General features: G+C 70.0%; 1 protein-coding gene. It reads right to left on the bottom strand.

What is annotated here, in order from left to right; all coding sequences use genetic code 11:
• A partial coding sequence (locus ACPV3N_RS13435) for a DUF5801 repeats-in-toxin domain-containing protein (protein ID WP_440118633.1) occupies positions 1–2,117 on the bottom strand: 2,117 nt, incomplete at both ends.

Raw genomic sequence — 2,117 nt, 5'->3', positions numbered from 1 at the left:
GGCACCGAGTCCGGCTGCAGCGTCACGTTCACCGTCTTGGTCACGCTGTCGCCGTCCGCGTCGGTCACCGTGAACGTGAAGCTGTCGCTCGTGTTGCCGTCGCTCCCCGCCCCCGAAGCCGGCATGTAGGTGAACTTGCCCGCGCCGTCGTAGGTGATCGCCCCGTAGGTTGCCTGGCTGAACGTCACTCCGCTCGCCAGGTCGACCCCGTCGGCGCCTTCGAAGAAGTGCGTGCCCTCGACCAGCGTGAAGTCGAACGCGGCGTTCTCGGCGGCTTGCGTCACGCTGATCACGCTCGCCGTCACCGTCGGCGTATCGTCGTCGAACAGGATGTTGAGGGTGCCGGGCGCTGCGCTGGGATCGTTGTCCTGGTCGGTGATCTGGTAGGCGAGGTCGATCGACGCGTCGTTCTCCTCGTTGTCGCCGGTCATCCCGTCGAGCGTGTCGTGGAGCACCGGCTGCACCAGCGTCAGCGTGTAGGCGCCGGTCGTCTGGTCGGTGATCGTGGCTGTGAACAGCGTGCCGGTCCGTCCCGTGGGCGAGCTCGTGATCGTCGCGGTCAGCGTCTTGCCGTCCGGCGTGACCGAGTAGCTCACCGTCTCCTGCCCGACCGTCGTCGCGGTCTGGGAACTGAGGAACGTGAACGTGTTGGTCCCGTCGCCCAGCGTCCCGCCGAGCATGCCCTTGAACACCGCCTCGGTGCTCGCCTGGTCGAGGTCGGCGGTGCGACCCGCGGGATTGTTCGCGTCGATGTCGCCGGTACCCATCGGGTTGCCGCTGGCCAGCCCGTCGTCGTCCACCGTCGCCTGCGCGGTCCCCGCCACCGGGGTCAGGTTGCCGATCGAGATCGTCAGTGCCGCGCTGTCGAAGTCGCCGTCGGCGTCGGTCAGCGTGTAGGTGAACACGTCCTGTTCGCCGCCGCCCATGCCCGGGTCGCGGGTGTAGGTGTAGGCCCCGGTGTTCACGTTCACCACCAGCACGCCGTACTCGCCCTGGATCGTGATCTCGTCGCCCGCGAGCGTGCCGGTGGTCCCGGCATCGGCATTGCTCACCGCGGTGATCGAGGAACCGTCCGCCCCGCGGTAATCGTTGGCGAGCACGTTGCCGATGATCGGCGCGTTGCTGCCCGCAGCCACGCTGTTCGCGTCGAGCACCGCGTCGACCCCGTCGTCGCGGAACACGACGTTCGCCCCGATCGCCGCGGCGCCGGTCGCGGTATCGCCGTCGAAGTCGGTCACCGTGATCCGCGCGCTCACCAGGCTCGCGCCGCCGGCCGTGCCGTCGGCGGTCAGGTACAGCGCGTCGTCGTAGTCGGCCGCGGTATTGCCGTCCTCGGTGTGCTCGAGCGCCACGAACTGGGTCAGCGTCAGCTTGCCGTCAGCGCCGATGTCGAGCCGGAACGCGGTCTGCACGACCATCGCGCCGTCGGTATAGCGCCCCTCGATCGTGTCGGCGTCGACCTGCACCAGCGTCACCGGGTAGTCGCCCACCGCGGTCGCGAACGGCGTGGCGCCCATCGGACCGGTGATCTCGATGCCGTAGGTCAGGCCCCCGCCCATCGCCGGGCCGTCCGCCCCGAACGCCTCGGCGAACGTGATCGCCGCGCCCGCCGACATCGCCGCGATCCCGGCAACCCCGAACCCCGCCGGCGGACCCGCCGTCGTCTCGTCGATCGTCACCCCGCTGGCCGCCGTCACCGCGCCGGTCAGCACCGGACCGTCGTCGGCAAAGCGCAGGTTCGCCCCGATCCCGATCGTCTCGCTGTCCGACGCGGTATCCTGGTCGCCGTCGGTCAGCGACGCGCTCGCGGTCAGCGTGATCAGGTCGTCCGCCAGGCTGGCGAACTGGTCGTCGAACGGCGCATCGCTCGCGTCCGGATCGTCGGCCAGCGGATGGTCGACCTGCTGGTACTGCACCAGCGTCACCGTGCCGTCGGCCGCCACGCTCACCGAGAACACCGCCGTCGCGTCGATCGACCCCGGGTTCGCCGCCGCGGTCGAGCCGACCACCGTCTGGTCGTCGAGCTGGTAAAGGTAGATCGGCGCGCCCGCGCTCGACAGCCCCGACAGACCGCCGTCGGTCTTGAGGTCCAGCACATAGGTCAGCACGGGCGTCGG

Source organism: Tsuneonella sediminis (assembly GCF_051912845.1).
In the GTDB taxonomy this organism is placed as follows: Bacteria; Pseudomonadota; Alphaproteobacteria; order Sphingomonadales; family Sphingomonadaceae; genus Tsuneonella; species Tsuneonella sediminis.
Note: the sequence above shows the minus strand (reverse complement) of the source record. Positions and strands in the feature narration are given on the sequence as shown.